The organism is Petrotoga sp. Shatin.DS.tank11.9.2.9.3 (genome assembly GCF_003665005.1).
GTDB lineage: Bacteria > Thermotogota > Thermotogae > Petrotogales > Petrotogaceae > Petrotoga > Petrotoga mobilis.
Window position 1 is genome coordinate 233,776 of sequence record NZ_JGVT01000001.1, and the last position, 25,232, is coordinate 259,007.

Annotated in this window: 18 protein-coding genes and 2 pseudogenes; 15 read left to right on the top strand and 5 right to left on the bottom strand. The window is 33.9% G+C overall.

Annotation, left to right across the window (positions count from 1 at the left end; genetic code table 11):
• Positions 1–166: 166 nt before the first annotated feature.
• From BZ25_RS01050 to BZ25_RS01080, 7 genes are all read left to right on the top strand, one after another.
• Positions 167–1,831: a formate--tetrahydrofolate ligase gene (locus tag BZ25_RS01050; protein WP_012209543.1), complete on the top strand. Its 1,665-nt coding sequence runs from the start codon at positions 167–169 to the stop codon at positions 1,829–1,831.
• 37 nt (positions 1,832–1,868) lie between these two features.
• Positions 1,869–2,690: a bifunctional 5,10-methylenetetrahydrofolate dehydrogenase/5,10-methenyltetrahydrofolate cyclohydrolase gene (locus BZ25_RS01055; RefSeq protein WP_121515421.1), complete on the top strand. Its 822-nt coding sequence runs from the start codon at positions 1,869–1,871 to the stop codon at positions 2,688–2,690.
• Positions 2,687–3,859: a MalY/PatB family protein gene (locus BZ25_RS01060; protein WP_121515422.1), complete on the top strand. Its 1,173-nt coding sequence runs from the start codon at positions 2,687–2,689 to the stop codon at positions 3,857–3,859. Before BZ25_RS01055 ends, BZ25_RS01060 begins: the two co-directional genes overlap by 4 nt.
• Before the next feature lie 28 nt (positions 3,860–3,887).
• Complete coding sequence (gene sdaAA / locus BZ25_RS01065; protein ID WP_121515423.1) at positions 3,888–4,763, top strand: L-serine ammonia-lyase, iron-sulfur-dependent, subunit alpha; 876 nt, start codon at positions 3,888–3,890, stop codon at positions 4,761–4,763.
• A gap of 53 nt (positions 4,764–4,816) precedes the next feature.
• Positions 4,817–5,506: an L-serine ammonia-lyase, iron-sulfur-dependent subunit beta gene (gene sdaAB / locus BZ25_RS01070; protein ID WP_121515424.1), complete on the top strand. Its 690-nt coding sequence runs from the start codon at positions 4,817–4,819 to the stop codon at positions 5,504–5,506.
• A gap of 107 nt (positions 5,507–5,613) precedes the next feature.
• Positions 5,614–7,347: a phospho-sugar mutase gene (locus tag BZ25_RS01075; RefSeq protein ID WP_121515425.1), complete on the top strand. Its 1,734-nt coding sequence runs from the start codon at positions 5,614–5,616 to the stop codon at positions 7,345–7,347.
• 29 nt (positions 7,348–7,376) lie between these two features.
• Complete coding sequence (locus tag BZ25_RS01080; protein ID WP_121515426.1) at positions 7,377–8,273, top strand: tyrosine-type recombinase/integrase; 897 nt, start codon at positions 7,377–7,379, stop codon at positions 8,271–8,273.
• 154 nt (positions 8,274–8,427) lie between these two features.
• On the opposite strand, the gene BZ25_RS01085 is transcribed toward BZ25_RS01080, so the two are convergent.
• A complete protein-coding gene (locus BZ25_RS01085; protein ID WP_121515427.1) occupies positions 8,428–9,366 on the bottom strand; it encodes a site-specific DNA-methyltransferase in 939 nt (312 codons plus the stop codon).
• Between the two features lie 373 nt (positions 9,367–9,739).
• Here BZ25_RS01085 and BZ25_RS01090 point away from each other — a divergent pair, with 373 nt between their 5' ends.
• The 4 genes and pseudogenes from BZ25_RS01090 to BZ25_RS01100 all read left to right on the top strand — a co-directional run bounded on the left by BZ25_RS01090 (position 9,740) and on the right by BZ25_RS01100 (position 12,737).
• Positions 9,740–9,979, top strand: coding sequence for a hypothetical protein (locus BZ25_RS01090; RefSeq protein WP_121515428.1), 240 nt, complete (start codon positions 9,740–9,742; stop codon positions 9,977–9,979).
• A gap of 79 nt (positions 9,980–10,058) precedes the next feature.
• Positions 10,059–10,359, top strand: a pseudogene (locus BZ25_RS10625) (hypothetical protein); the annotation flags it as partial.
• Positions 10,360–10,361: 2 nt separating this feature from the next.
• A pseudogene (locus tag BZ25_RS10630) lies at positions 10,362–10,904 on the top strand (LVIVD repeat-containing protein); the annotation flags it as partial.
• Positions 10,905–11,063: 159 nt separating this feature from the next.
• Entirely contained in the window at positions 11,064–12,737 is a 1,674-nt protein-coding gene (locus tag BZ25_RS01100) for an IS1634 family transposase (RefSeq protein ID WP_158584813.1), read from the top strand.
• 165 nt (positions 12,738–12,902) lie between these two features.
• Here the strand turns inward: BZ25_RS01100 and BZ25_RS01105 are convergent, their stop codons facing one another.
• Complete coding sequence (locus tag BZ25_RS01105) at positions 12,903–13,406, bottom strand: hypothetical protein (protein ID WP_121515431.1); 504 nt, start codon at positions 13,404–13,406, stop codon at positions 12,903–12,905.
• A gap of 1,591 nt (positions 13,407–14,997) precedes the next feature.
• Here BZ25_RS01105 and BZ25_RS01110 point away from each other — a divergent pair.
• The 4 genes from BZ25_RS01110 to BZ25_RS01125 all read left to right on the top strand — a co-directional run bounded on the left by BZ25_RS01110 (position 14,998) and on the right by BZ25_RS01125 (position 21,834).
• On the top strand, positions 14,998–15,696 hold the full coding sequence (locus tag BZ25_RS01110; RefSeq protein WP_121515432.1) for a hypothetical protein: 699 nt from the start codon (positions 14,998–15,000) through the stop codon (positions 15,694–15,696).
• A 955-nt stretch (positions 15,697–16,651) separates the two neighbouring features.
• Complete coding sequence (locus tag BZ25_RS01115; protein WP_012209551.1) at positions 16,652–17,257, top strand: TetR/AcrR family transcriptional regulator; 606 nt, start codon at positions 16,652–16,654, stop codon at positions 17,255–17,257.
• Entirely contained in the window at positions 17,254–18,615 is a 1,362-nt protein-coding gene (locus BZ25_RS01120; protein WP_121567178.1) for a D-alanyl-D-alanine carboxypeptidase/D-alanyl-D-alanine-endopeptidase, read from the top strand. Before BZ25_RS01115 ends, BZ25_RS01120 begins: the two co-directional genes overlap by 4 nt.
• Before the next feature lie 21 nt (positions 18,616–18,636).
• Positions 18,637–21,834, top strand: a complete 3,198-nt coding sequence (locus BZ25_RS01125; protein WP_121567179.1) for a S41 family peptidase — start codon at positions 18,637–18,639, stop codon at positions 21,832–21,834.
• A gap of 63 nt (positions 21,835–21,897) precedes the next feature.
• Here BZ25_RS01125 and BZ25_RS01130 read toward each other — a convergent pair whose 3' ends face one another.
• From BZ25_RS01130 to BZ25_RS01140, 3 genes are all read right to left on the bottom strand, one after another.
• On the bottom strand, positions 21,898–23,121 hold the full coding sequence (locus BZ25_RS01130) for a 6-phosphofructokinase (RefSeq protein ID WP_121515436.1): 1,224 nt from the start codon (positions 23,119–23,121) through the stop codon (positions 21,898–21,900).
• A gap of 47 nt (positions 23,122–23,168) precedes the next feature.
• Entirely contained in the window at positions 23,169–23,954 is a 786-nt protein-coding gene (cas6, locus tag BZ25_RS01135; protein ID WP_121515437.1) for a CRISPR-associated endoribonuclease Cas6, read from the bottom strand.
• Positions 23,955–24,037: 83 nt separating this feature from the next.
• Entirely contained in the window at positions 24,038–25,138 is a 1,101-nt protein-coding gene (locus BZ25_RS01140; RefSeq protein WP_121515438.1) for an ABC transporter ATP-binding protein, read from the bottom strand.
• Positions 25,139–25,232: the final 94 nt, after the last annotated feature.

Consider the following 25,232-nt stretch of genomic DNA (forward strand, 5'->3'; position numbering starts at 1 on the left):
GGTAATTTATAATGATAGTTAGGATCGTATTTTTTCCCGTAAAGATTTTGGCGTTCTACCACCCACTTATTTTAAAAGAAAATAGTTGTTTGTTTATGCATATATTGTATTATCAAATATCATAGAAGACTGTATTTCAAAATAATTAAAAAGGAGGAGTTTTACAATGCTTTCTGATATCGAAATTGCAAGATCTGCAAAGCTAAAAAAAATTGATTTAATCGCAAACGAGCTGGATATTCCAGAGGAGTACTACAATCTTTACGGAAAGAACATTGCCAAAGTTTCCCACAAATATTTGAATGAACTTAACTTCAAAAATGACGGTAATTTAGTAATGGTAACTGCTATTACTCCAACGCCTGCTGGTGAAGGAAAAACTACAACAAGTATTTCACTATCCATGGCTTTAAACAAAATCCACAAAAGGTCAATAGTAACTCTAAGAGAACCTTCTTTGGGTCCAGTAATGGGTATAAAAGGGGGAGCAGCAGGTGGAGGCTACTCTCAAGTACTTCCTATGGAAGACATAAACTTACATTTCACAGGAGACATTCATGCCGTTACCTCAGCCCATAACCTAATATCAGCAATTTTAGATGATTACATAAAGTACAATAAATATGATATAGATTCAACCCAAGTCTCTTGGCCTCGAACTATGGACATGAACGATAGGGCTTTGAGAGAAATAATAGTTGCGTTGGGTGGAAAGAAAAACGGTTATCCCAGACAAGACGGTTTTATAATCACCGCTGCTTCAGAAATAATGGCAATACTATGTTTGATAGAAAATTTGGAAGACTTAAAGAAAAAATTATCTAATATAGTAGTTGCTAAAAATAAAAAGGGAGAACCAGTAACTGTAAAAGATTTAGAAATCACTGGGGCTCTTTCTGTACTCTTAAAAGACGCAATTAATCCTAATTTAGTTCAAACAATTGAAAATACACCTGCCTTTGTTCATGGTGGGCCTTTTGCAAATATCGCTCATGGAACCAATTCTATTTTAGCAACAAAACTTGCCTTGAAGCTTTCTGATTACGTTGTAACCGAAACAGGTTTTGGTTCTGATTTGGGAGGAGAAAAATTCTATGATTTTGTTTCTCCAACTTTTGGCTTAAAACCATCAGCTACGGTTTTGGTAGCTACAATACGGGCTTTAAAATACCATGGGGGACAAAACTTAAAGGATTTGAATACGCCAAACCTTGAAAGTTTAGAAAAAGGATTGCCTAACTTACAGGTTCACGTTGAAAACCTAAAAAAGTACAATATTCCTGTGGTTGTTTCTTTAAATAAATTTTACTCAGATACGGATGAAGAAATCAATATGGTAAAAGATTATTGTGATAAATTAGGTGTAGAAGTAAGTGTCAACGAAGGATTTGAGAAAGGTTCAGAAGGTGCTATAGACTTAGCTGAAAAAGTGGTAAAAGTTAGTGAACAACAATCCGAATTGAAAAGTATTTACGATTTTAAAGATCCTTTAGAAGTGAAAATAGAAAAGTTAGCAAAAAATATCTATCGTGCTTCCAAGGTTGAATATTCTTCGGAGGCCTTATCAACAATTAAATTTTTGAAAAAATACGGATACGAAAATCTCCCTGTAATTGTAGCAAAAACCCAGTATTCTATATCCGACGATCCTAAAAAACTTGGATTTCCAAAGGACTATACTTTCACAATACGAGATTTTGAACTTTCGGCGGGCGCAGGGTTCATTGTTGCATTGGCTGGAGATATATTGAGAATGCCTGGCCTTTCAAAGGTTCCCAATGCAGTGAATATGGACATAGACAATGAAGGAAACATATCCGGATTGTCATGAGCACGGTGAATAAATTGAATTTGGGGGGTATCACATTATGTTAATTGAAGTAGACAATATTATTGATGAAATAAAGGCAGAAATATCATCACTTAAAGAAAAAGTTCCTTATGAACCCAAATTAGTAAGTTTAGTTGTTGAACCCGATGAATCTACCAAATCTTATCTTAACTCTCAAAAAAGAAATGCAAAAAAATTTGGAATCAACTTAGAAATTGTTGAAAGTAAAGATTTGACTAACGATTTAAGAAAATATAATGAAGACGATGATACTGATGCAATCTTTATTGCAAGACCTTTAAAGAAAGGATACACTGAATTAGATATAGCAAAATATATCAATCCAGAAAAAGATGTTGAAGGGGTAAGTTTACATAACATCGGTTCTATGTTTTACGAAAAAGAATTGTTTGTACCTTGTACAGCAGAAGCGGTGGTGAAAATAATAGAAGATACAACTGACGTTAGAGGTAAAAATATCGTTATCCTTGGAAGAAGTACAACGGTAGGGAAACCCGCTGCAATAATGCTTCAAAGACACGGAAGGGATGCCACTGTCACGGTCACACATACAAAAACTAAGAACTTAAAAGAGATAACCAAAGAAGCAGACATCTTGGTTGCAGCAATAGGTAAGGCTAATTTCGTTGATAGTACTTTTGTAAAAGAAGGAATGATCGTGATCGATGTGGGAATAAATGTAGTGGATGGAAAAATAGTGGGTGATGTAAATAAAGATGTCTCAGAAATATGCCAGTTAACACCTGTACCCGGTGGTGTTGGAAGCGTCACAACAGCTATTCTAATGAGAAATGTTTTTAGAGCGGCTAACAATAAAAAGGGAGATATGCAACTTTGAAGAATAATTTCAACGAAATTGTGGACAGAAAATCTACAGAGTCAGTAAAATGGAACGGTGTCAAAAGTCTTTATGGTAGAGATGATGTTATCCCCATGTGGGTAGCTGATATGGATTTTAAATCTCCACCTGAAGTAATTGAAGCATTAAAACAACGAGCAGAACATGGAATTTTTGGATATCCAATGTTAGACGAAGATTACTTTGTTCCTTTTATAAATTGGATCAAGGCAAGACATGGCATCGAGATAAAAAAAGAGTGGATAGTGACTACTGACGGTGTGGTTGACGCCTTAAAAATAGCCATACTTGCCTACTCCAAACCAGGAGACAACGTTGTAATTCAAACACCTGTTTACTATCCTTTTTATAACATCATCAAATCCAATGGCCGAATGATAATAAAAAATTCTCTAAAATTTGAAAACAGAAATTATAGCATGGATTTTGATGATTTAGAAAAGAAATTATCACTCAAAAGAACGAAATTATTCATCTTATGTAATCCGCACAACCCAGTGGGAAGAGTTTGGAAACGGGAAGAATTAGAAAAGTTAGTTCAATTATGTGCCAAACATAACGTTCTTTTGTTATCCGACGAAATACATTCAGATCTAGTATTTTCTCCCAACAAACATATTCCAATATTTTCGATCTCACAAGATATAAAAGAGAGTTCTTTAACTTTTTATGCCCCAAGTAAAACATTCAATTTAGCTGGCTTAAAAGCCTCGTTTGCTGTTATTCCAAATGAACAATTAAGAACTGAATACAAAAATGTTATTGAGAGTCTTTCAAGTGATAATTTAAATATCTTTGGAATGGTTGCAGCTAAAGTTGCTTATGAAAGAGGTGAAGATTGGCTTGATGATTTACTAAATTACTTGAGAGCCAATATCGATTACGTGTACGATTTCTTCAATGAAAAACTACCTAAAGTAAAATTGCAAAAACCAGAAGGAACATATTTAATGTGGTTAGATTTTAGGGCATATGGAGATGAGCAAAAAGTCAAAGATATACTCGTAAACAAAGCAAAAGTTGGTTTAGAAGAAGGTAGCATCTTTGGAGAAGAAGGTAACGGGTTTTTTAGAATGAATATTGGATGTCCCATATCTATTTTAAAAGACGCATGCAACAATATTTACGATGCTTTTAAAAATTTATAAAAGTAGAAAAAGTAAAAGGGAGAATTTAATGTATAACTCTGCAAAGCAACTATTAGAACTTTGTGAAAAGCAAAAAAAGCCAATCTATCAAGTAGTTATAGAAGAAGAATCCAAATCATCTGGTTCAGCTCCTGAAATAATTCTTTCACAAATGAAAGAAATTTTATCCGTCATGAACCAATCTTCTCAAAGTACCTTGAATAAAAAGGTACCTAGTTTATCAGGAATGATGGGAGGAGATGCTCAACGGGTTAACAATTATCAAAAGGATGGTAAAACCCTTTTAGGGGTTATTCCTAATAAAGCGATGGCTATGGCCCTTTCAACCGCAGAAGTCAATGCCTCTATGGGAAAAATAGTAGCAGCTCCCACTGCGGGCTCTTCTGGCATATTACCAGCAGTCTTGATGACCCTTGAGGAAAGTTTACATGTGAATGAAGAGGATTTGATCCATGCCCTACTTGTAGCAGCGGGGATTGGACGAGTTATCGGTCAAAATGCAACCTTTTCCGGAGCTGAAGGGGGATGTCAAGTAGAGTGTGGTTCAGCGGCAGCTATGGCTGCTGGAGCTGCAGTGTTTGCTTCAGGAGGAAACAATGAACAAATCTTTCATGCAGCCTCTATTGCACTCATTAATATAATGGGGCTGGTTTGTGATCCCATTGCTGGTTTAGTAGAATTCCCATGTATTCTGAGAAATGCTTCAGGAGCTATAAATGCCTTGTCTGCCGCAGATCTAGCTCTTGCGGGGGTAAAATCTTTAATACCTTTTGATGAAGTGGTAAAAGCAATGTACAAAGTAGGAAAAGCTCTTCCAGAAAGCTTAAGAGAAACAGGGCTTGGTGGTATAGCAGGTACTCCAACAGGTTGTGCTATAAAAAACTCTCTGCTTAAGAATGGTTAAACTTTGTTACTTTCATTGCAATAATATCAGAGAGATAAAGAAAGGGATATCATATGAAAAACATCGGTATTTTCGACGTAATCGGTCCCGTTATGATTGGTCCTTCTAGTTCTCATACTGCTGGTGCTGCTAGAATTGCTTTAGTAGCTCGAAGGATTGCCGGGGTAGGCTATCATCATGTGGATTTTTTTCTTCATGGTTCTTTTGCAGCTACCTACAAAGGCCATGGAACCGATAAGGCTCTTGTTGGAGGAATATTAGGGTTTGAGCCTAGTGATCTACGCATTAAGAATTCTTTTTTACATGCCAAAGAGGTAGGAATTACTTATAATTTTATTCCTGTTAACTTGGAAGACGTCCATCCTAATACTGTAAAAATTGAGTTCCATTACCCCGATGGAAGTTGTTTTTATGTAATCGGTTCTTCTATCGGTGGGGGAAATATTGAAATCACTAATATTAATGGTACCTCTGTTATTTTTACAGCAGAAAATCCTACTTTACTTTTTAGATACAAAGAGCAAAAAGGAATGATTGCTTATATTTCCAATGCTTTGTACTCCAAAGGGCATAATATTGATTTAATGAGAACCATCAAAGAAGACGATGAGGTTCTTCTTATAGTAGAATTAAATGAAAGTTTAGATTCTGAACTCTATGAATCTATCCAAAACGGAAAGACTTTTTTATTTAGCAAATATATTTATGTACCCATTTCAAAAATAGGTAAAAGCAATGATTAAATAAAAGTTAAATGTCTTACTATTGAAAGTTTTAGAAAATAGTCAAATGCTTGCTTTTACAGTTTCCAAAAATAGTAAAAAACGCAAAACTAAGGAGGCAACTAACTTTGAGAGATTACAAAAAAATCTACTACGAGTGGTTAAATAATCCATATATTGATGAAAGAGCAAAAGAAGAATTAAAAAGTATTGAAAACAATCCTGAAGAGATAAAAGAAAGATTCTACAAAGATCTCGAGTTTGGAACAGCAGGATTGAGAGGAAAATTGGGTATAGGTTCCAATATGATGAACGTATACACTGTGGGCAGAGCATCTCAAGCCCTTGCTGATTATATAACAGACTTTGGTGAAGAAAGGATGAAGATGGGTGTTGTGATAGCCTACGACGTACGCCACTTTTCAAAGGAGTTTGCAAAAGAATCTGCATTAATCCTTGCGGCTAATGGTATAAAAGCTTATTTATTTGATAATATTAGGCCCACACCCGTTTTATCCTTTGCTGTGAGATATTTAAAAACTACCGCTGGAATAGTCGTTACCGCTAGTCACAATCCGAAAAATTACAACGGTTACAAAGTATATTGGGATCAAGGGTCTCAAATATTAGATGATGTCGCCAATGGAATAGTTGAAAAGATTGAAAATATTGGATACGATTTTAGTAAAATCAAAAAAATAAGCGAAGAAGAAGCACTTAACAAGAATTTACTTCAATATATTTCAAAAGAAGTCGATGAAGAATACATTCAAAGAGTTGAAAGTTTGGCATTAAGGGATGAAGATGTAGATAAAAATATAAAAATAGTTTATACACCTTTGAATGGAACATCAATCAATTTTGTCAGAAGGGTACTAAAAGATAGAGGTTTTAAAAATGTATTCATAGTTAAAGAACAAGAACTACCTGATCCAGATTTCAAAAGCGTTGCCAACCCAAATCCAGAATACGAAGTCGCTTTTGAAGAGGCAAAGAAATTAGGTTATGAAAAAAATGCCTTATTACTTTTGGCAAATGATCCTGATGGAGATAGAACCGCTTTAGAAATTTTAGATGACAACAATTACAAGATGTTAAATGGTAACCAAGTTGGAGCCCTTTTGGTTAATTACATACTGGAAAGCAAGAGAGAAAAAGGAATTTTAGAAGATAATTCTGTTATAATAAAATCGATTGTAACAGGAGATCTTACAAAAAGAATTGCAAAAAAACATAACGTTACTGTTATTGAAACACTCACGGGATTTAAAAATATTTGTGGGAAAGAAAACGAATTAGAAAAAGAAGGAAAGAAAAAATTCCTCTTTGGCTTTGAAGAAAGTATCGGTTATATATACGGCACCTTTGTGAGAGATAAGGATGGTATTATTGCCTCAATGCTTATATCGGAGATGTCTGGTTACTACTCTAAAAAAAATAAGACTTTACTTGACGTATTAGAAGATATTTATCAGGAGTTCGGTTACGAATTAGAAAATAATTATTCCCTTGTTTTAGAAGGGGTTGAAGGCCAAGAAAGAATAAAGAGAATAATGGAGAAATTTAGAAACAACTTCCCCAAAGAAATTGGGGATCTCAAACTTGAGCAATACGCAGATTATTTAAAAAGAAAAATATACAATTTAACAACAGGTGAAATTAGCGATATAAACGATATACCTTCTTCTGATGTTTTAAGATTCTGGTTTAGCGATGGTTCATGGTATGCAATTAGGCCCTCTGGAACGGAACCAAAACTTAAAATATACATATATTCAAACGATAAAGAAAAAGAAAAATCAAAAGCAAAGCTCACTTTAATTAAAAATATCGTTGATAGTATCATAGAACACGTTGTTTAGCGTTTCACACCTTATTGGGGGAAGAAACTATGATGGATATAGATAATACATCAGACTCTATAAAAGATAAAGACAAAATCGAAGGATATATCTCAGAATTTTTATCCTATCTGAAATTTGTCAAAAGAAGGGCAGACTCAACCATATATGAATATAAAAAAATATTGAACGGGTATAAAAAGTTCGCTCAAAAGTATGGTTTTACTCGAGGCTGCTTTCTTAAATATCTTGAAGAGATCTCAAATCTATCTCAAAGAACGATAAAACTTAGGATAGTTGTTATAAAATCTTTTTTAAACTATCTATACGAAAATGATGAAATATCTGGTAAAAAATATTGGAAAGATGCAAATGCAAAGATCCCAAGTGACGTTCCTAAAGGTTTGACAGAAAATCAAATAAAAGTTTTTTTCTCCGTTATTGAAGATAAATTTGACAAAACTTTTTATTCATTATTATTAAAAACAGGTTTAAGGATTTCAGAAGCCTTATCGTTGGAAAAAGAACACATTATTTTTTACAACGATCATGCTGAACTTGTTATAAATGGGAAAGGAAACAGAGTAAGATATCTAAAAATTTCAAAACAATACGCAGAACAGTTAGTAACCTTTGCAAACGGTAAGAAATATATATTTTCAAATGGCAACGATGTTCCCATAACTTCTAGAACTATGGAAAGAAGATTTCAAGATTACGTTATTAAAGCCAACAAAAAAATCGATCAATTGAGGATAAACGGTTATAACAATATAAATTATATTAACGCAACACCCCATGCTTTAAGACACACTTGCGCAAAAAGGCTTTTGAACTCGGGAAAAAATTTGGAAGAAGTTCGATACATACTTGGACATACAACCATTTCAACTACCGGGATATACGTTAGATCTGATAGCCATAGTTCAGTGCTGGATCAAATATAAAATTGAAACTTTAACTATCTCTTAAAAAGTTCCCCGCAAAGATGGGGAACTTTTTAACAAAAATGGAATAAGAAAATTTGAAAAAATACAAATCCAACAAGTTCACAATCGATTAAACTGAAGTTTCAGGTATTAATTGCACTCATTAATTATTTTATATCTGTTTGTTACTGGTAACTTTAAACAATTTTGGCGAATTAAATTCTATTAAAAATTCTCTTATTCTCTGTTCTGACAGCTTCACATACTCTTCCTCAATTTCATATCCAACGTAATGTCTTCCCGTTTTAATTGATGCAATAGCAGTTTGTACACTTCCCATAAAAGGGTCTAAAACAACCTCATCCTTATAGGTGTAAAGTTGAATTAATCTATATGGAAGTTCCACAGGAAACGGGGCAGGATGTCCGATTCCTTTGGCTGAAACAGCCGAAAAAGTCCATACACTCTTGGTAAACTCAAGAAATTCTTCCTTTGAAATGGTACTTTCCCTCTTATAGATGTTCTTTCTTGAAAACGTATCCTTTGAAAATACTAATATGTATTCGTGAATATCTCTTAAGGTAGGATTCGCAGGTGATAACCAACTACCCCAAGCAGTTGAAGGGCTTGCGGAAGATGCCTTATTCCATATAATTTCTCCCCTCATCAGGAACCCTAACTCGATCATATCTTTGACAATAAATGCATGTAGAGGAATATAAGGTTTCCTCCCAAGGTTAGCAATGTTTATACAGGCTCTTCCCCCTGGCACAAGGACTCTATAGACTTCCTCCCATACCTTTTTTAAAAATGACAAATATTCTTTAAGTGTAAAGTCTTCATCGTACTCTTTTCCCACATTGTAAGGAGGAGAAGTTACCATGAGATGAACACTATTGTCAGGCAACTCTTCCATTTGTTCAGAAGATTTGCAAAAGATTTTATCCAAAGATCCCGCTGGAATTGGTTGCTCAGCATATTCAACCTTTTGTTCCTTAGGCATATTCCCGTATAATTTGCTACTATAGAAAGTTGTAGAGTTATGATTCGTTCTACCAGGGGAACCAAAAGGACTCGTTTTAGTCGCTTTTGTTTTTTTGATATTCTTCATTTTTTATGATTTTCCCCACTTTTTAAAAGCTTTACTTCGGTTTTTTATTGTCTTAAGTAGTTTCCATTGGTCATATTATACTATAAAATATCGCTCATGAGATGATTTTTAGAAGAAAGAATAGGTACAACCACTAAAAACGAATAATTCTAACTTCATTAAAAATTAAAATAAAAATGTAAAGTTTTTTGAAGAAAATAAATTTTTTGAAGTATAATTGAATCGAAAAATTAATAAAAGGAAATTATTGTTACTTCCTAAGGTTAAATGATAGACCTATTGAGTAAAGGAACCAAAGAGTGGTTTTATTTATGAAACGCAAAAAATGTTAGGTGTGGGTAAAATTGACTGGATCGCTTATTAGGAAGCGATTTTGTCAGATCCCTTAAGTATCAACTATGGTTTAGTGGAAGAATGGAAGGTGGTGGAGGTATTTCCTATATATTTGGGGTTAGAAAACATAAGCCAAATATTGAGAACATCTTTAGGTTTTGGAATGAGCATCTATGTGTTAGAATTGTATGGAGGAGTTAAGGTAGCAAGTGAGAGCTTTTTGAATCAATATAAACTCGAAGGATTATCTGCAAAATTGAACTTCGCAATAGGGTTCTAAAAGAAAAATTATATTTCAGAAAAGGGGGTTGGAAGAGATGAAAAAGGCAGGAACATTTTTATTGGCAGTTTTGGTAGTTATGCTACTTACGTTGTCTTCTTGTGTAACACAACCAGCAACGTCAGAGGAAGAAGTACCTGAGGAGGAAACACCAAATGAAGAATTAGAAGACATAATAGTTGCGGTAGGAGTAGAAGGGATAGACATATTCGATGTAAGTGATCCAACAAATCCAGAGCATCTGTCACATTTGAATTTAGACGATGAGGCTCGAGGAGTTTATATAAAAGATGATTACGCATACGTGACAGGCGGGAATAATGGCCTGGGGATAATAGACGTAAGCGATCCAACAGAACCAAAAGAAGTAGTTCATTACGNNTACGACACAGCAGGTGATGCATTTGGTGTTTATGTAAAAGATAATTACGCATATGTGGCAGATGGGAATAATGGTTTGGTAATAGTAGACATAAGCGATCCAATAAATCCAAAAGGAGTAGGCCATTACGACACAACAGGTGAGGCACAGGGGGTTTATGTAAAAGATAATTATGCATATGTGGCAGATGGGAATAATGGCTTGATGATAGTAGATATAAGTGACCCAAATAATCCGGAAGAAGTGAGTCATTACGACACCAGAGGCTGGGCATGGGGTGTTTATGTAAAAGACAATTACGCCTACGTGGCAGATGGGTTTAATGGCTTGGTGATAATAGACGTAAGCGATCCAACAGAACCAAAAGAAGTAGTTCATTACGACACAGCAGGTGATGCATTTGGTGTTTATGTAAAAGATAATTACGCTTATGTGGCAGATAGTGAGAATGGTTTTGTAATACTAGACATAAGTGATCCAGAAAATCCTACTCTTGAAGCTGATATGCTTTGGTATACCTTCTACGGTGTAAGTGTGAACTAATTTTCTCCTGAGTTTGACAGTTGAGAGACGATTTTTCAGTAAACCGAACGGAAGTGATGTAGTGACACTTTTTTCTCTTTTAATTATATTATTCTCTTGACTTCATAATATTTCTGTGGTATAATATTAAAGACATTATGAAGTTGGGAGATGATTTGGATGTATGTTAGAACCGTAAAAAACAATCAAGGGAAAGAATACTTAAGAATAGTAGAAAGTTACCGTGAAAACGGTAAGAATAAACAAAAGATTATCGCTAATTTGGGTAGAATCGATACTATCAGTAGAAAAGAAGTGGAAAATATTGTCGATAAACTCGTACAGATATATGATATAAAAGGTTATGTGAATTTGAATAGTGTTGAGGAAGCACCTGATAAGAAGAATTATGGAATAAAGGTAATAGTGGATAGATTGTTTGAAAGGTATGAGATGGATAAGTTCTTTGAAAAGATGGATAAAAAGACGAGGTTCGATGTAGAAGATTTGTTGAAAATAATGGTTATGAACAGAATAATAGAACCAAAAAGTAAGTTGGGAATATTCAACGAGTTAGATTATTACGGATTCAAAAGGAAACGCCCCGAAGGGGGTTCAAGGATGGAAGAGGCAGAGACAGATGAAGAAGGGATAGCCTTACAATGGATGTACAGGACGCTAGATGTGTTAGCGCAGAAGAAGGAAGAGTTAGAGAAACATCTGTACCGTCAAAGGATGAGTTTATTCAATTCTGTAGTAGACTTAGTGTTTTACGATGTAACGACGTTGGCCTTTGAGACACTACAAACGAACGAGTTACTACAGATGGGGTATTCGAAAGATAAGAAGTTCAACGAATCACAGGTGGTTCTAGGGATGTCGATAGATAGGGATAGGATGCCGGTTAGTTTTGATATATACCCAGGTAACACGTTCGAAGGACATACGTTCAAAGATACGATAGAGGCGATGAAAAAGAGATATCAGTTGGGAAAGGTAATAGTGGTTAGTGATAGGGGGATGATGAGTAAAACCAATATGGAAATAGTAGAGAATTCCGATTACGAATTCATAGTTGGTAAATCGATAAAACAGTTAAAAAAGGTGGATATATTCGATGGAGGATTCACTGAAATAGCAAAAGGGATTGAATACAGAGAAATAGAATACGAAGGTAAAAGATTACTCATAATACATTCAAAGGAAAGGGCAGAAAAAGATAGAAAAGACAGGATTAGATTGATTGAAAAAGCGAAAAAAATGTTGAAAGATGGGAACATAGAAACAAAAAGCAAAAGAGGTGCAAAAAAGTACTTAAAGACAAAGAACGAAGTAGATTATACACTTGATATACAAAAGATAGAAAAAGACGAAAAATATGACGGGTACTATGGAATAATAACCAACACACAGTTGAATCCAAAACAGATATTAGAACAATACCATACCTTGTGGAAAGTGGAAGAAAGCTTCAGAACACTAAAGAATTATCTTGAGACAAGACCAATATTTCATTGGACACAGAAAAGGATAAAGGGACACATTGTGATGAGTTTTGTATCTTACATAATGCAAAGAACGCTAGAATTAGAACTAGAAAGGAACAATATAGAATACTCACACGAAAAGATAAGAGAAGCGATTAAAAACATGGAATACATAGATATTAAACCCAACGAACAACATTTTGCCATTAGAACTAACATGAATCTTTTAGCTCAGAAGATATTGAAGATACTTAATATACCAATTCCAAAAGTGGTAACCCCATATGAGGAATTCATAGAGAAACTAAAACTACAGAACGAAAATAAGGAAATTAAAGGGTTAGAAAGGAGCAAAGTGAAAGCGTAAGGCTAAAACACTGATAAACAAAGGAAAAGAAAGGCATGTAGTGACACTTTTGGAAAACAGAGAAAGCAAAAAACGCTTTTTTGCAATTATTCATGCCTGTTTTAGAATTCTTACATTTTTGTAACTGTCAAACTCAGGAAATTAGTTTTATCACGGTGCTTTTTATCAACTATTAGAAGATGAGCTGCCGGAAAATTCATCTTTACCTTTCAACCATTTCCTCAACATCTCTGCTTTCTCTATCCTACCCAACTTCAAATATGCTTGATATTCATACTCCAGAGAGAGTACAGCTACTTGCATTCCTTCAACCTCTATAACCCGCTTATGGCGGTCCAAATCTACTGGAGGCTCCCAATTCTCATTTTCAAGCCTCTTTTGAATGTCTCCCATGATCTCTACTTTTATTCCGTCAATCATCACTTCGCCAAAGTGCGAGCGAATCCTCTCTGCAGAAGAGAACCTAACTTTTTTGGTTACAAAATCAGAAAAATGGTGCTCAATCTCATAGGCTCCCTGTTTATCAGTCTGGATGTCAATGTCATTAGGCTCTACAGGCATACCTTGAAGTGCAAAACCGAGGCTTCCTGTAACTACCCAGTTCACATTAGTGTTATTCAGTCGGTTGTATATTTTGCATAGAACCTCAAGATACCGTGGGTCTATCATTGTATTACCCCCTTATCTGTAAGCTATTTATTGCTTTGTTGACGAATCTTTCGTTTTTATTATACACCCTATTCTCACCACCTATCAACGAATTAGATCATATTAGATGTTCTTAAAAAAGTTGGATTAGATAGTAATTTGATGTCTTTTTATCCTTTTAATATTTTTTGTTGTATAATAGCTATGAACGCTCATTTCTTGATTTCGCAATTTGTAAGCAATTTGTAATGACAGTTAGAATCATATTTTCCCCTTTTCTTTACCAGTGAATATATTATTCTCAACAATTTTCCTGTTACAGCTAACACAGCGACAGTATGTGATTTACCTCGAGTACGTAGTTTCATGTAATAGTTTTTGAAATATTCATCCTAGAGCCCCGTCCCCCCGTCCGGGATGTTTCCTTTCATTTTTTAAACTTTATCTTTCTTGGTAAGGTCGTTAGGATTTTTCCTATATTTTTTGGAAAAGAACCAAAAAATATTTTTTATTTATTATATATTGAACTTTATACTGCATAATTTAGTTTACAAAGGTATAATGTACTTACTATTAGAAACGATATTTCTATTGAATATAGTTAAATTTAATATATAATTTATCTATAATGTAAAATAATATATATAATGTATATATGACCTTTGAAAATTGAAATATATAAAAACAGATCAACAGTAACTTAATGTTTCAAATTTTTCCAATGACAAATGAAAAAGTAGAGAATTTATTAGTAGAAATTAGAAGGTAACTATACAGATGTCCCGTTTTCCATAGAACCGCAGTCTGGACTTTAGAGAAGAAATTGTAGTATGTAGTATTGTATATAGCACGAATGAAAACGAGTTTTCAATTAGAATCTCAGCATCGCTGGCAGAGTCGCGATGGATATTAAATGAACATCCAGCTCTAGTGGTCTTATTGAGGAATTGATAGGAACTCATGAAAAGCCGTAAAAAAGGTAGGTGAACTCAGAATCAATTCAACCCGGATAGCCATTACAGCCGTATCCTGCCATCTAATGATCAAAGCCGAACCAAGTTAAGTAAGGAAGTAGTCAGCGTACGGAGCAGTAGTGGCAAAAAGTCGGGAGGTCAAGGAGGTCATCCAAATATCACTTTGAGGGCTGTTTCTAATCTCGATTATATTGTTTCACATGTTGCATAAGCAGGGCTGATGTAATCGAAATTTTTTTTACAATCATTGGCTTGAACTATATCAAGATGTTGATATTTCTTCAATTAATCGAGTCTAACTTTATTTTTCTTGGCAAGGTTTTTAGGATTTTTTGAATAGCAAGTATTTAGTCTTTTTTTCTGTTCTTCTATATGATACCGGATTATTTAATTATTGATTAATATTTTATTTTTCTACCCACACTTTTTGGAAGAGAACCTACTAAGTATAACTCAAAGAATTATATTTAAGAAAAGAAAAGCTGGTGTTAGAACATTCGTTACAGTAGGTTAATTTAAGTCAATTTAAATTTTTAAAAATAATTTATGGTAATACTTAGTTTAATTTGTCTACTTTCGTATTTAAAATGACCAAGTTAGAAATTAAGAAATATCCCAAAAAGGGGAAAAGATGGATTATGGTAAAATCTATAGAAGATATTCTAAGAATTAATCCCAAAGAATTTGAAGATTTTACAGGAATTAGTCTCGAAGAATTTAAAAAACTTCAAAACACTCTAAAAGAATACCCAGAACAAATCATTGCTTATAAAAAACTAGTAGCAAAATTAATAGTAATATTAGAAAAACGCGCTCAACGTCAAGCTCAATATTTTCTAGAATTACAAAAAGCTAGTCAAGCTGTACCAGAAGCTGAAAAGATAAAGCTTCAGCAAACTTTAGCATATCAAGTTGAATTAATTAGGCACCTTGAAAACTTCCTTATGCGAATAGCTCAATCTTGGGCTGATTATGAAAGAGTAGTTTATGGAAAGCCTTCAAAAAGATGGAGAAAGCTTATTGCAGCGTTGAGCAGCGTTGATGGAAAGATTTCTAAATGGACCAAAAAGTTTATTAAAGCATCATTGGGCAAGCATCTGGGCAAAGAAAGAACCAGACAGTTTATTGCGTCATTGAACAACTATACAGAAAGAGTTTCACTGACTCTTGATGATAAAATTGAGGCTTTAACTAAAGGAGTTCAAACTCGACTAAAAACCTTGGGATTAGACGAAGAAACAATACAAAAAACGTATAAAGAAGAGCAGCTAGACAAAGAATTGGAGATGATCTGTGAAATCCTCTTATATAAAGATGATAAAGGCAAAGAGAGTTAGGCTCTGCGTTGTAATTTCCTTAAACAGAGTGAGGGCCCTTGAGATAATTTAATCGGTGCTTCCTATTAAAAAGGGAACTAAGTAGGCAAGAAAAAATTTGGTCGGTCCATTCTAAACACCAAACTGACCAAATCAAACACGAAGTTGCTAAAAAGAACTTAGTTTTCTAAGGATTCATTAGTTACTCTCTTTTTTAGTTATCTTCTTTAGACACCAAGAATTTATGAAACCTTATGTACTTTGGCATACCTAAAACTTGTCCCTTGGGTCAAACCATAGTCAATCTTGGGTTAGTTGTAATCAACGCAGTGCTTTTATTCTTGCTTTTATTTCGGAATTAAAAAACATGGAAAGGATGTTTAGAAGAATAAATTCTGTCGGAAAACCTAAGTTTTCCGACAGAGTAAGTTGAACAATCAAATAATACGAATTTAAACCTATTAAAACCTTTATTTATGCTAATTACAAACCACCTCTTTGTAAAAAGATCTGAGAGCCTTCAAACTTTTAAATAAATATAAAAACTAACAAATTAAACTTAATTCTCAAAATTAAGCGTTTTACGAAGACCCTTTTCTTTAGGGTGAATTAGATTAAAATTTTTAACCAACAATCTAGATGAAAATTTAATTCTTCCCCTTTACCCAGGAATCCTTTTTATATACATTGTATATTTATATCATTTTGTACGCATTAACAAATATATAAATTTAAAAGTTTCTTCTTATGCTCAAAGAATGTTATAATATTAATTGATACCCAAAGTTGAAATTAAAAGGGCAAAAAAGTAAAGAAGGTGAAATACAAATGGAAAGGGCACTTAATGTTAAAGTTGATGTTGTTTCAGATAGAGCTATAAGAGAAGAGTTAAAAGATGAAATATTAAAAGAAGCTATATTAATATGAAAAGAGATTACACTCTTATTTTACAAATTTTATAAGTTGGAGAAGATGTATGGCTAAAAGGCAAAAAACTTCAAAAAAAAATACAAAATATAAAATTGAAGTATTAATCGATTTGGCAAAGGGGGAACTACTCAATCACGGCATCACTAACTTCAATTATGAAAAGGTTATCTACGATGCCAAACTCAGCAAATCGACTGTTTATAAAAAGTTTGGAAAAAAAGATGAATTCATAATTTTTGTTATTAAGAGTTTATTGGACGATTTCTTCACCCCTTTTAAGAAATACGTTGATGATTTTAACACTTTCCAAGAAGTGCTTGAGTATCTCTCAAACTTAAACTTCGATGTTCAATCTCTGATGAAAGAGTACCCCATAGATGATCTTTTTGAACACCCTGAGATCACTTCCATTATAAATGATTACTACTATCAACGTTTTGGTAAGGTAATCATAGAAAAGATTGCTGAGTTTCAAAATGCTGGACAAATAAGAAAGGATATCGAAGCTAAATACATCTTAGAATTTCTTACTTCTGTTACCAAAGGAATGGGTATGATGCTCAAAGATCATGATTTCAAAGAAGTCATAGGTAATTATACAAAGTTAATCGAAACCGCCTTAGCTTATAAAATAAATTCTGAAAAGGAGTGAATAATATTAAATCCAAAAATCAGTTAAGATCCAGTAATTTTTTGACCGTCTTGAGTCTCACAATCTTTATTTTAGTTTTTTTTAATGTTAGTACAGTTGTCATAGCTGCTCCAATTTCGAGTAGGGTTCCAATTGCTAGAGATAACGAAGATTCCTCAAAAATACAAATAATAGAACCGTCTAAAATTGCTGAACCTGTGCCCAAATCTGTTCCCACAATCCCACCTTCGAAAACAATAACTAATCAAATACAAAATGAATTAATTTCAAAATTTGAAAGTTTTCAAGGATTTGTTGGGTTTGAATTGAGAGATCTTGGCACCAATGAAGTTCTTTTCAACTACAATTCAGATAAATTATTCATCCCTGCCTCAAACACAAAATTAATTACCGCCCTCGTTGCCTTGGAAAGTCTGGGGGATAATTACAAATTCGAAACTAAAATATACCATACAGGGGAAATATCACCTAATTTCAGAGGAAATCTGTATATAAAAGGATTTGGAGACCCTGTTTTAACTTCCTTACAATATAAAGAAATACTAAAAAGGGCAACGGTGGATAGAGGAATAAAAAGGATATATGGTGATATAATTTTCGATTATTCTTTCATGACCGAAGAAGGTTTTGGTAGAGGCTGGATGTGGGATGACCCCCAGCCACAAATCGCTGCAATTAATATTTGGCAAACAAGCTATGAATCTTTTAAATATAAAACAAATCATGAAATAAAAGATTATATAAACTTCCTTACAACATTATTCTTGCAAGAAATAGGTGTTGAATTTTGGGGAGAAATAAGATATGATGAAGTGCCTTTTAACGCTAATCTTCTATATACAAATCATTCTCCACCACTAATCAATATAATACAACAAATGTTGGAAACAAGCGATAACCAGATAGCCGAACAGATTTTTAGAAATCTTGGCGCTATTTATGGCAATGGGAAAATAGAAGATTCTGAAAATCACTTCCAAAAAGTAATCAAAGAAACCTTAGGATACGACCCAACCGATTATGTAATTAAAGATGGTTGTGGATTATCAATGTACAACTTGTTACCCCCAAAGATGATATCTGATACATTATTTTATCTATATTCAAAGTATCAATCTAAATTTTTTGATTACTTAGCATCACCATACGAAAAAAGCACTCTTGAAAATCGTTTTAACTTTGAAATTTACGCAAAAACTGGAACTTTATATTACGATTCTGCCATCAGTGGGATTTTCAAATCAAAAAGTGGAAAATATTATATTTTTAGCTTAATGGAAAACAATTTTCCTTTTGATGTTCAAAAGGTGAAAGAGTTTGAAAATTCAATAATCAACTATCTCTATGAAAACTTATAATAACAAAAGGGGGAAGAATTCATGAGTGAAGAGTTCAACGGTTACTACAGATTTCCGACTATTTACAACGATCAAATAGCCTTTGTTGCTGAAGATGACATTTGGGTAGTTCCTTCTTCAGGGGGAGTAGCCAGAAGATTAACCACAAATGTCGGAGAAATCTCCGATCTAACTTTTTCTGAAGATGGAAAATGGATAGCCTTTACAGGAAGAGACGAAGGTGTACCAGATGTATATATAATTCCATCCACAGGAGGTGTACCAATTAGAGTAACATACTTAGGTGCAAACAGCAAAGTACTTTGTTGGCACGATGGTAAGATAATCTTTTCATCAAATTATACCCAACCGTTTAAAAGGATTACATCCCTATGGGAAATCGATGTTGAAGATAAGAGGAAATTCAAACAATTGGATTTTGGAATAGCCACTGAAATCTCATTTGGTAAAGAAAAAGGTGTCGTTTTGGGAAGAAAAACCGGAGATCCGGCTCGATGGAAAAAGTACAGAGGTGGAACAGCGGGAGAATTACTGATAGACGTAGAAGGAAACTACAACTTCAAAAAATTGATCGATTTAAAATCCAACTTTGCCAATCCAATATGGATCCAAGACCGAATTTACTTCGTCTCAGACCATGAGGATGTCGCTAACATATACTCCTGTACCGTAGAAGGAAAAGATCTAAAAAAACATACGTATCACAATGATTTTTATGTCAGAAATCCAAAATCTGATGGAAAAGATATTGTATACCATGCCGGTTCGGATATTTACATTTTGAATTTATCAACCAACGTATCAAAAAAGGTAGATATAAAATATTACAGTACCTTACCACAACGAAACAGAAAATTTGTTGAACCAACACAGTATTTTGAAGATTTCTCAATTTCTAAAGATGCTGAAAAGTTAATAAGTACGCACAGAGGCAAAAGCTTTTATTACAACAATTGGTACGGTCCCGTTAAACAACTTGGAAAAGAAAACAGTGCCAGATATAGACTTACCACCTACCTAAATCTGAAAGATGAAGAAAAGGCTGTAACAATCAGCGATGAAAATAATTATGAACATATCGAGGTGTACGATTTAAAAACTGGCAATTTAATCGATAAAGTAGAAGAATATGATTTAGGAAGGGTTATGAATATCGTTGCCTCTCCTAAAGATGAAGAAATTCTGTTAACTAATCAAAGAAACGAACTTATCTTGATCGATTTGAGAAACCATAAGAAGATAGACGTGGATAAAAGTAACATTGGTCCCTTTACTGGATATTCTTTCTCTCCAGATGGTAGATGGATTGCTTATTCAAAATTTATAAACAGCAAACAAGCAGCTATTATGATATTTGATAAGGAAAAAGAAGAGGTACACCAAGTTACAAAACCTATTCTATTTGATGTAGACCCTGTCTTTGATCCAGAAGGGAAATATCTTTATTTTCTATCTTATAGAATATTCAATCCAATTGAAGATAGATTTCAAATGAATTTAGCTTTCGTAAAAGGAACAAAGCCTTATCTTATAACACTAAAAAAAGATATTTGCTCTCCATTTCAGGAAATAATCAAAGAAGAAGAAGAAGAAGAGAAAGAGAAAAAAGAAGAAGAAATAAAAGTTGATATTGATTTTGATAACATCGCTGATAGAATTATACCCTTCCCGGTTAGTGAAGAAAGATATGTAAATATACAAGCTGCTAAAGAGAAGGTTTTTTACGCTATTTCTCCTGTAAGTGGTGTACTGGAAGATGAAGAAGATATGCTCAGCGAGAAACATGAAAAATTAACCTTGAAATACTACGATTTCACAGAAAAAGAAGAAAAAACTTATCTTGAGGGAATTTCAGATTTTCAAATTTCCGAGGACAAAGAAAAAATCGCAATTCTGATAGACGATGAACTAAGAATTCTTAAAACTATCAATCCTCCCTCCCCAGAACAAGAAAAAGAATGTGAAAATAAATATACGAGAAAGTGCGGCTGGATAGATTTTCACAGAATCAATGTGGAAGTTCAACCACTGTTAGAATGGAGACAAATGCTTTGTGAAGCTTGGCGCCTACAAAAGTTCTATTTTTGGAACAAGGACAAACTAGACGAAATTGAATGGGATAAGATATTAGAAAAGTATTATCCTCTAGTTGAAAGAATAGCAACAAGAACAGAATTTTCTGATTTAATATGGGAAATGCAAGGCGAATTAAAATCATCACATGCCTACGAGATGGGAGGAGAATACAAACCCAAACCAGTTTACAAAATTGGATATTTAGGAGCAGATTTGATACTCGATGAAGATAGAAATCTATACAAAATTAGTCACATCGTAAAGGGAGACATATGGGATGAAAAAAATAAACCCCCATTACTTGGACCAGGGGTTGAGGTAAAAGAAGGAGATTACCTATTAGCGATAAACGGCGTAGAAATAAAGGATAAAATACCCAATGAAATTTTGGTAAATAACAGCGGCAAAGATGTCGAAATAGTGGTATCAAGCAGCGATAATATTGATCATAAGAGAAAGTATGTTGTCAAAACGTTAAAAGATGAAACGCCTCTAAGATACAGAGAATGGGTAGAACAAAACAAGAAATATGTTCATGAAAAAACTGATTCACGGATTGGATACATTCACATCCCAGATATGGGATTCACTGGATATGCAGAATTTCACAGAAACTTCTTAAGCGAAGTCAGATATGACGGACTCATAATCGATGTAAGAGTCAACAGTGGTGGTTTTGTATCTTCAATGATCTTGGATAAATTGAATAGAAAGTTTATTGGATACGATCTCTCACCATATAGAGAAGCCCAAGCCTATCAATATGACAGTGTAAGAGGCCCAATGGTTACTATAACGAACGAGTTTGCTGGTTCAGATGGGGATATTTTTAGTCACTCCTTCAAATTAATGAAACTAGGGAAACTTATAGGTAAGAGAACGTGGGGGGGAGTGATTGGAATCTGGCCCAGAAATCCACTTGTTGATCATACCATAACAACTCAACCAGAAATGGCCTTTTGGTTTAAAGATGTTGGATGGGATGTTGAAAATTATGGAACCGATCCGGACATTGAAATAGATATTACCCCAAAAGATTATAAAGAAAAGAAAGATACGCAACTCGATATGGCTATAGAGATTGTACTAAAAGAACTGAAAGAAAATCCACCAATAGCTCCAAATGATATCAAAAAGCCATAAATTATTAAATAATACGAAAGCCGAGCGTACTGCTCGGCTTTTAGTTTAAAGTAGATCTGTTTCTTATCTCTCTTCAATTGGAAAAGATACGTATTTAGGAATACCATTTTCATAAAGCGGATAACTTTCTCCTTGGATTAAAGGTTTAGCATACTCAATAAAATTCTCATTCACACCGTAACCGTCATCAGAAATATATTCTTCTGGTAAATATTTAGTGTTATTTGCCACTTCAAATAAGGGAACCTTCCCAAATTCTATCTTGTAAGGGTTGTTCGAAAGGCGGTTAATTGTTACCATGAATCCTGATATACCATCCAGAGCATATTCTAAGGCCTTTTCTCCTACCATAACCGCTTCAGTTTGATCAGTCTTACTAACGATGTGTCCAGCACTTCTTTGAAGATAATCCGGGATAGACACATGTACTTTCAAACCTAACCTTGTTAAAATAATATTGGCAACAACTCTTCCTACATCTCCCAACTGCCTGTTTCCAAAACTATCGGTGTATCCCATATCAGAAACAAAAGCCCCGCTTTTATATCTAATACCTTCAGAGACAGCAATCGTACAGTAACCATTCTTACTTACTTCTTTTTGAACTTTGTCTATAAAATGATCTTCTTCAAAAATCCTTTCGGGTAGCAAAATGATATGAGGTCCAAAATCTCTATTCAACTTTGCCAACGAAGTAGCCGCGGTAAGCCAGCCTGCGTGTCTGCCCATTGTCTCCATTATGAAAATTTTTGTAGAATCTTTTGCCATACTACGCGTATCTATACTTGCTTCCAACATTGAAATTGCCAAATACTTTGCTGCAGAACCATAACCCGGAGAGTGATCGGTGCCGTATAGATCGTTATCTATTGTTTTTGGAATACCTATGACTTTTAAATCATAACCAATTTTTTTTGAATACTCATCGATTTTATGGGCTGTGTCCATTGAATCGTTACCACCGTTATAAAAGAAATAACTAATATTATAATCTTCAAACGTTTTAAAAAGTTTTTGAAAACCTTCTTCGTCTCCTTCTTTTAACCTATGTCTGCAAGTACCAAAGGCACTTGCAGGTGTGGCTTTCAAATTATTTATTTTATCAAAAGATTCTTTTGTTAAATCGAATAATTTCCCTTCAAGGACTCCAGTGATACCATTTATTCCTACATATATCTTATCAATTTGTGGATCCTTTAAAGCCTTACTTATCAGTCCATATGCAGAAGCATTTATGACACTTGTAACTCCCCCTGATTGTGCATATAAGATATTTTTTTTATTCAATAATCACACCCCCGAACTTTTAATTTAAATTACAATTTACCTATATTTCAGCCTTCTTCTGCAAGTTCCAGAAAACTTCTTTCTCTTATAGAATTCTTTTCAACAGAAAGGATCATTCCAAAACCTTGTGCATTTTTTGCTCCCAATCCTGAATTAAGCGCTAATTTCAATAATTGAGTATCACCTTTTAAAATGAAATATCCAGTCCATCCTTTTATGATAATATCTTTGTAAAAAAGTAATTTCTCATTTTTTTCCGTTATACCGTAAGGTTCAATATAAAAATTATTGTTTTTTATTACAATACCTAATGCTGAAGCTTTTCTTTTGAGGTTTTCTTCTATCAATTTTTTAAAATCTGATGAATAGGGAGAAAAATAATGAGTATAACGATTTCCGTTTGGTAGGACGATAGTTGAATATGCTGTAATGGGCGATAAAGTTTTAACAAGCATTTCTTCATCCACTTCATTTTGAATAACTTCATACTTCCTCAAAGTAAAATAATTTTTTTCGATTCTCACGACCTTTTGTTCATTTAAAGAATGTAAAACCGCCTCTACTAATTTATCAATTGGGGAAGCAAAGTAAATATTGAATAAACCTTTAAAAATCATCCTTCTATTCTCCACTTTAAAAGAGTTATAGGGGTAAATCCTTGAAAAAGTGAAAAGCTTCAACTTCTTATCTTCAGACCTTGTTCCTAAATCGTGGTACTTAGGTACAGTATCTGACATTAAATAGTAAAACAATCCTTGCAAAGGTCTATTGTAATGAACAGGAAGATCGATTTTATCGCCTTCTAGAGCTCCAAAAACTAACTTAATGACCAATAGAATCCCCCCAATATCAATAATAAGTCTTTAGATAAAACCCTTTGTGACAAACGCACAAAGGGTTTATTGATTCAAAGAAATTAAAATATGGCTTGCTCGGTCTCCTTATCGAATGCATGTATCATTTTTAAATCAATTGCGACTTCAAAATTCTGTCCAGATTCTGCTCGCGTTTGAGGACTTACCTTTGCAGTCATAGATTGTCCAGCAATCGTTAAATGGAGTAAAGTCTCACTCCCCAAAGGTTCAACAACGTCAACGAGAGCTTTTAAAATATTAGTTTCATCAGCACCTTCGAAAAAATTCTTGTCATAAATATCTTCTGGTCTAACACCAAATATAACATCCTTATCTATATAATTTTCAAGTAAAGGAGCTTTATCATCTGGTACTTTTATAGATATTCCTTCTGATTTGAACCAAATGCCGTTATTTCTAGCTACTTTTACATTCAAGAAATTCATTGGAGGCGTCCCAATAAATCCAGCAACAAAAATGTTAGCTGGGTTATTGTATACATCAAAAGGTCCACCAACCTGTTGAATTAATCCTTCATTCATTATAACAATTTTGTCAGCCATAGTCATAGCTTCCACTTGGTCATGTGTAACGTAAGCAATAGTAGCTTCCAACCTTTTTTGTAGTTTCTTAAGTTCGGCTCTCATCTGCACCCTTAGTTTTGCATCTAAGTTTGAAAGAGGTTCATCAAATAAGAAAACTTTAGGATCCCTTACTATGGCTCTACCAACTGCTACCCTCTGTCTTTGTCCCCCTGATAACTGTTTTGGTTTTCTATCTAGCAAATGATCGATCCCGAGAATTTTTGCGGCGTTTCTAACTCTCCTTTCAATTTCGTCTTTAGGGGTTTTCCTCAATTTCAATCCAAAAGCCATATTATCGTAAACAGTCATATGTGGATAAAGAGCATAATTTTGGAAAACCATCGCAATATCTCTATCCTTTGGTTCCACATCATTTACAACTTTTTGGTCTATTTTTATTGTTCCTTCAGTAATGTCTTCTAATCCCGCGATCATCCTTAAAGTAGTAGTTTTCCCACATCCTGAAGGTCCAAGTAATACAAGGAATTCCTTATCCTCTATTTCAAATTCTACATCCTTTACTGCGTGAAATCCGTTTGGATAAACCTTGTTAACCTTTTCTAATACAACTTGAGCCATTAAAGTACACCTCCATCTTTTAATTTATTCTGTCTTTAATAACACTAAAACTTGTGTTAGCGCCCCTTCGCCTCGCAGCCACCCATAAGGAAAA

What these genes read in the sequence shown, in the direction of transcription:
- BZ25_RS01050 (WP_012209543.1), top strand. Translation starts at nt 167, where the DNA reads ATGCTTTCTGATATCGAAATTGCAAGATCTGCAAAGCTAAAAAAAATT.
- BZ25_RS01055 (WP_121515421.1), top strand. Translation starts at nt 1,869, where the DNA reads ATGTTAATTGAAGTAGACAATATTATTGATGAAATAAAGGCAGAAATA.
- sdaAA (WP_121515423.1), top strand. Translation starts at nt 3,888, where the DNA reads ATGTATAACTCTGCAAAGCAACTATTAGAACTTTGTGAAAAGCAAAAA.
- sdaAB (WP_121515424.1), top strand. Translation starts at nt 4,817, where the DNA reads ATGAAAAACATCGGTATTTTCGACGTAATCGGTCCCGTTATGATTGGT.
- BZ25_RS01080 (WP_121515426.1), top strand. Translation starts at nt 7,377, where the DNA reads ATGATGGATATAGATAATACATCAGACTCTATAAAAGATAAAGACAAA.
- BZ25_RS01085 (WP_121515427.1), bottom strand. Translation starts at nt 9,366, where the DNA reads ATGAAGAATATCAAAAAAACAAAAGCGACTAAAACGAGTCCTTTTGGT.
- BZ25_RS01100 (WP_158584813.1), top strand. Translation starts at nt 11,064, where the DNA reads ATGTATGTTAGAACCGTAAAAAACAATCAAGGGAAAGAATACTTAAGA.
- BZ25_RS01105 (WP_121515431.1), bottom strand. Translation starts at nt 13,406, where the DNA reads ATGATAGACCCACGGTATCTTGAGGTTCTATGCAAAATATACAACCGA.
- BZ25_RS01110 (WP_121515432.1), top strand. Translation starts at nt 14,998, where the DNA reads ATGGTAAAATCTATAGAAGATATTCTAAGAATTAATCCCAAAGAATTT.
- BZ25_RS01115 (WP_012209551.1), top strand. Translation starts at nt 16,652, where the DNA reads ATGGCTAAAAGGCAAAAAACTTCAAAAAAAAATACAAAATATAAAATT.
- BZ25_RS01125 (WP_121567179.1), top strand. Translation starts at nt 18,637, where the DNA reads ATGAGTGAAGAGTTCAACGGTTACTACAGATTTCCGACTATTTACAAC.
- BZ25_RS01140 (WP_121515438.1), bottom strand. Translation starts at nt 25,138, where the DNA reads ATGGCTCAAGTTGTATTAGAAAAGGTTAACAAGGTTTATCCAAACGGA.